This window comes from Saccharomonospora iraqiensis subsp. paurometabolica YIM 90007 (assembly GCF_000231035.2).
Lineage (GTDB): Bacteria > Actinomycetota > Actinomycetes > Mycobacteriales > Pseudonocardiaceae > Saccharomonospora > Saccharomonospora paurometabolica.
Genome location: NZ_KI912247.1, coordinates 61,113 through 66,681 on the forward strand (window position 1 = coordinate 61,113; position 5,569 = coordinate 66,681).

Annotated in this window: 4 protein-coding genes; 2 read left to right on the forward strand and 2 right to left on the reverse strand. The window is 71.1% G+C overall.

Annotated elements, in window-relative coordinates:
- Window positions 1–681: PfkB family carbohydrate kinase (locus SACPADRAFT_RS27835; RefSeq protein ID WP_040924413.1), on the reverse strand; the 681-nt coding region annotated here is incomplete at its 3' end.
- Between the two features lie 529 nt (window positions 682–1,210).
- Between SACPADRAFT_RS27835 and SACPADRAFT_RS0214550 the strand changes: the two genes are divergently transcribed.
- Window positions 1,211–1,960 carry a TetR/AcrR family transcriptional regulator gene (locus SACPADRAFT_RS0214550; protein ID WP_007026259.1) on the forward strand — a complete coding sequence of 250 codons (750 nt, stop codon included), beginning with the start codon at window positions 1,211–1,213 and terminating at the stop codon, window positions 1,958–1,960.
- A 127-nt stretch (window positions 1,961–2,087) separates the two neighbouring features.
- On the opposite strand, the gene leuS is transcribed toward SACPADRAFT_RS0214550, so the two are convergent.
- Window positions 2,088–4,937, reverse strand: coding sequence for a leucine--tRNA ligase (gene leuS / locus SACPADRAFT_RS0214555; protein ID WP_007026260.1), 2,850 nt, complete (start codon window positions 4,935–4,937; stop codon window positions 2,088–2,090).
- A 276-nt stretch (window positions 4,938–5,213) separates the two neighbouring features.
- Between leuS and SACPADRAFT_RS27840 the strand changes: the two genes are divergently transcribed.
- The coding region (locus SACPADRAFT_RS27840) for an SdpI family protein (protein ID WP_040924389.1) at window positions 5,214–5,569 on the forward strand (356 nt) is incomplete at its 3' end.

Genomic DNA, 5,569 nt, shown 5'->3' on the forward strand with positions numbered 1-5,569 from the left:
GCCCGCACCGGAGGTCACCACCGCGGCCCGTGGGCCGAGGTCGAGGAGTCCGCCGGGGTCGGCGCCGCGCACCTCCGGCGCCTCCGGTGCCCGGTCACCCGGGGCGGAACCGAGCAGCCACGCGGCCTCGTGCTCGTTGACCAGCAGGACGTCGACCGCGCCCAGTGCCGCACCCCCCAACTCCGCGACCGAGGAGAGGTTGAGGACCGTCGGGACACCCGCCCTCGCGGCCGCGCGGAGAGCGTGCTCGACGGTCTCGAGGGGGATCTCCATCGACACCACCATCAGCTGCGCGCCGGGGAGCGCCTCGTCGACGTCGGCGGGACGCAGTGCCTCGTTGGCTCCCGGGGAGACCAGGATCGAGTTCTCGCCGTCCGGCGTCACTGTGATATACGCCACTCCCGTGGGGCGGTCGTGGACGCGGCGGACGGCCGAGAGGTCCACCCCCGAGCGCTCCAGGGACGTGCGCAGCTGCCGGCCGTGCTCGTCGGCGCCGACCGCCCCGAGCAGTGCGACGTCCGCCCCCAGACGCGCGGCGGCGACGGCCGCGTTGGCGCCCTTTCCACCGGGGTGGATCACCGTGTCGCCTCCGAGCACGGTCTCCCCGGCCCCGGGACGGCGCCGGGCCGGGACCACGAGATCGACGTTGGCCGAACCGACGACCAGCACGCGCGCTTCCACGCCGCCAGACTGCCACGGACCGGGTGGGAGCACCGGGGTCCGCGGCGGACCGGACCGGCGGTCCGTGCGCTCGGTGTGCACCCGTGTGCGTTTCGAGTTGTGCGGACGTGAAATCCTTTGTAGCTTCCATCACTACGCGAACAACACCCGATGATGCTCGCGTGGATGTCACTCATTAGGGTGAGATTTGGTGGATGGCGTCACCGTGGTGACACGGAGAGCTCTTCACTGGGAGCACCGCCTGTGTGCGGCCTGTGTCCACCGGTCACCGCACCGGTCGGGCATCGAGTCGCCGGCATCGGTCACGTAGCCCCCCGAGTGATCGGTGCCGGCGGCGCCCGGCCCGTCCCGCACGCGCCGACCATCACCCGTGTGGGCGTGCTCACAGTGCGGGCTGTGCCGTTCGCGTACACTCTCCGGGTTCGCCTCGGGACCGAACGGGTGCGACGGCGACGAAAGCGGAGACGACGACGTCGGCGAGGTCCGGTTGTCCGGGACGTCTTCGACGTCTGTGGCGGAGCGGGATGGGATGAGCAAGCCTGCACGGCGGAACCGGGAACGCGCGGCCACCGACCGGGAGATCCGCCGGACCGCGCGGACCCTGCTCGTCGAGCACGGGCCGGAGGCCGTCACTCTCCGCGCCATCGCCCGCGAACTGGGCATCACGGCTCCGGCCCTCTACCGCTACTACGGCTCCCGCGACGATCTGGTCGAATACCTGCGGCGCGACATCGTCACCGACCTCGGCGCCGAGCTCGCCTCGGAGACCGCGTCGCTTCCCGGCGACGGGCCACGCCGGTTGTTCGCCATCTGCCGGGGGTTCCGGCAGTGGGCGCTGACCCACACCAACGAGTTCACCCTGGTCTTCGCCTCACCCACCGGGGAGATCGGGACCGGGCGGAGCAGTGTGGCCACGCTGAACCACGTCAGCGAACCCCTCGGGCACGCCTTCCTCGTCGCCGCGGGCCGGGTGCTCACGGCGCACCAGATCGCCGCCCCGGGTGACGACGTCGTGCCGCCCGAGCTGCGCGACGACCTCGCCGCCTACCGCGACTCCCTGCTGTCGGTGCTGTCCGACTCGGGGCTGGCCGTGACCGCCGACCGGTTCACCCTCGGCACCACCTACCTGATGATGCAGTTCTGGGCGCGCATCTACGGCCACGTCACCCTCGAGGTCTTCGGCAACTACCCGATCCCCGTCGCCAAACCCGACGCCCTCTTCGACTCCGTCCTCGCCGACCTCGCCCGCGAGATCGGCCTCGACGTCGGCCTCCCCTGACCGGGTGGTCACCGGGGTGGTGCCGTGAAGGACTCCTTCGCTGCATGTGACGCAGTGAAGGAGTCCTTCACGGCACTCAACGCAGGCAAGGGGTCCTTCACGGCACCACCCGGGGGCGGGAGACGGGTCACTTGACGATGTTGACCAGGCGGTTGGGGACGACGATGACCTTGCGGGGTTCGGCGTCGCCGAGGAGGGCGGCGATCTTCTCCTCGGCCAGTGCGGCCTTGCGGATCGCCTCCTGGTCGGCGTCGGCGGCGACCACCACCCGGGACCGGACCTTGCCGTTGACCTGGATCGGGTACTCCACCGTCTCGTCGACCAGGTACTGCTCGTCCGGCACCGGGAACGGCCCGTGCACCAGCGAGTCCGGGTGACCCAGCCGGTGCCACAGCTCCTCGGCCAGATGCGGGCACATCGGCGCCAGCATCAGCACCAGCGGCTCCGCCAGCGCCCGCGGCGTCGCCGCCGCCGAGCCGTACGTCTTGGTGACGTAGTTGTTCAGCTCGATCAGCTTGGCGCCCGCGGTGTTGAACCGCAGCTCGGCGTAGTCCTCCCGCACCCCGGCGATCGTGCGGTGCAGCTGCCGCAGGTCCTGCTCGGTCGGCTCCGCCCCGTCGACCCGCACCTCGCCGCTCGCCTCGTCCACGACCAGCCGCCACAGCCGCTGCAGGAAGCGTTGTGCCCCGACGACGTCCTTGGTCGCCCACGGCCGGGAATCCTCCAGCGGCCCCATCGCCATCTCGTAGAACCGGAACGTGTCGGCGCCGTAGTCCCGCGCCATGTCGTCCGGCGTGACGACGTTCTTGAGGCTCTTGCCCATCTTGCCGTACTCCTGGGTGACCTCCTCGCCGTTGTGGAAGAACCGGCCGTTCTCCTCGGTCACCTCGTCCGCGGGCACGTAGAACCCGCGGGAGTCGGTGTAGGCGTAGGCCTGGATGTAGCCCTGGTTGACCAGCCTGCGGTACGGCTCCTCGGAGGAGACGTGGCCCAGGTCGTAGAGCACCTTGTGCCAGAACCGCGCGTACAGCAGGTGCAGCACCGCGTGCTCCACACCGCCCATGTACAGGTCCAGCCCGCCCGGGTCGTCCACGCCGTGCTCGGCGGGCCGTGGGCCCATCCAGTACCGCTCGTTCTCCGCGTCGACGAACCGCTCGGTGTTCGTCGGGTCGATGTAGCGCAGCTGGTACCAGCACGAGCCCGCCCACTGCGGCATCACGTTGGTGTCCCGGCGGTAGCTCTTCGGGCCGTCGCCCAGGTCGAGGGTGACGTTCACCCAGTCGGTCGCCTTGGACAGCGGCGGCTCCGGTTCGCTGTCGGCATCCTCCGGATCGAACGTGGTCGGCGAGTAGTCCGGCACGTCCGGCAGCTCGACGGGCAGCTGGTCCTCGGGCAGCGGGATCGGCGTCCCGGCCTCGTCGTAGACGATCGGGAACGGCTCGCCCCAGTAGCGCTGGCGGGCGAACAGCCAGTCGCGCAGCTTGTACTGCACACTGCCCTCGCCGTGGCCGTGTCCCTCCAGCCACTCGATCATCGTCTTCTTGGCGTCCTCGACGCCCATCCCGTTGAGCGTGAGGTCCGCGTTCGACGAGTTGATCGCCGGCCCGTCCCCGGTGTAGGCCTGCCCGTCGAAGTCCTCGGGCGGCTGCACGGTCCGCACGATGTCCAGCCCGAAGGCCGTCGCGAAGTCCCAGTCGCGCTGGTCCTGGCCGGGCACCGCCATGATGGCCCCGGTGCCGTAGCCCATCAGCACGTAGTCGGCCACGAACACCGGGATGCGCGCGTCGTTGGCCGGGTTGACGGCGTACGACCCGGTGAACACCCCGGTCTTGTCTTTGCTCTCCTGCCGGTCCAGTTCCGACTTGCGGGCGGCCTGCTCCCGGTAGGCGGCGATCGCCTCCGGCGGGGTCGCCGCCCCGCCGGTCCAGCGCCCGTCCACGTCCGCCGGCCACTCGGCGGGCGTCAGCTCGTCCACCAGCGGGTGCTCCGGCGCCAGCACCATGTAGGTGGCGCCGAACAGGGTGTCCGGGCGGGTGGTGAAGACCTCGAGGGAGTGCGCGCCCGCCCGGAACCGGACGTTCGCCCCCCGCGACCGGCCGATCCAGTTCCGCTGCATCGACTTGATCTTGTCCGGCCAGTCCAGCCGGTCCAGGTCGTCGACGAGCCGGTCCGCGTAGGCGGTGATCCGCATCATCCACTGCCTCAGGTTCTTGCGGAACACCGGGAAGTTGCCGCGCTCGCTGCGCCCGTCGGCGGTGACCTCCTCGTTCGCCACCACCGTGCCCAGGCCGGGAGCCCAGTTGACCGGCGCGTCCGAGAGATACACCAACCGGTGCGCGTCGATGATCTCCCGCTGCTCGGCGCGGGAGAGTTCGCCCCAGGCACGGCCGTCCGGCGTGGCGCGCTCGCCCGCGGCGAAGGCGCGCTCCAGCTCCGCGATCGGACGGGCCCGGTCCTGGTCGGTGTCGTACCAGGAGTTGAAGATCTGCAGGAAGATCCACTGGGTCCACCGGTAGTACTCGATGTCGGTGGTGGCGATCCGCCTGCGCTCGTCGTGGCCGAACCCGAGCCGCTGGATCTGGCTCAGGTACCGCTCGATGTTCGCCTCGGTGGTGGTGCGGGGGTGCGTGCCCGTCTGCACGGCGTACTGCTCGGCGGGCAGCCCGAAGGCGTCGAAGCCCATCGTGTGCAGCACGTTGCGGCCGATCATCCGGTTGTACCGGGCGAACACGTCGGTGCCGATGAACCCGAGCGGGTGGCCGACGTGCAGGCCCGCACCCGACGGGTACGGGAACATGTCCTGCACGAACAGCTTGTCCGAGGGCAGCGGCCTGCTGTCGTCGGCGAGCGGGCCGGCCGGGTTCGCCGCGTGGTACGTCCCGTGGGCGGACCAGTGCTCCTGCCAGCGCTTCTCGATCCGCTCCGCCAGCTCCGCCGTGTAGCGGTGCGCCGGAGTCGTCTCCGTGCCGTCCGTCATCGCCGATCCTCCTGTGTCCTGCCGCAGAGACAACGCGACCCCTCAGCCCGTGGGCGTGAGGGGTCTCGCCGCGCTGTCCGGGAGTCCCGTCTCAGCGCGGCCCACCAAGGAGCGGGTCGACCGTCGTCGCTCTGGTCAGCGTCGTCATTGACACCGATGGTATCCCGTCCGACCACGGTGTTCGCCGAAGGCCCTCGTCGTCCGGGGTCCGGGACGTGGCCGACGGCACCCGAGGCGCGCCCCCGTCGCCCCGGCGCCGGAACGTATCCTGACCGCGTGATCGCGCTCGCCCTGATCCCCGCGCTCCTCGGTGTCCTCGTCGGCTGGGGTGGTTACCTCGGCTGGCGGGAGAAGTTGCCCCGTTCCCGCCGTGCGGGGGTGCGCACCGACGCCACCATGCGCAGTGACGAGGCGTTCCGGGTGGCCAACCGGGTCGCGGGGTTGCCCACGATGGTCGGCGGCGCGGTCGGGGTGCTGGCGGGTGCCGCCGTACTCGCGATGCCCGGCACACCGGGTGCCGTCATCGCGGCGGTGGTCGGTGTGCTGGGTGTGTTCGTCCTGCTCGCCGGGGGTGGCCTGCTCGGCCACCGTGCGGCCGCCGCCGTGCCCCCACCGCCCGAACCCGTCGGGTG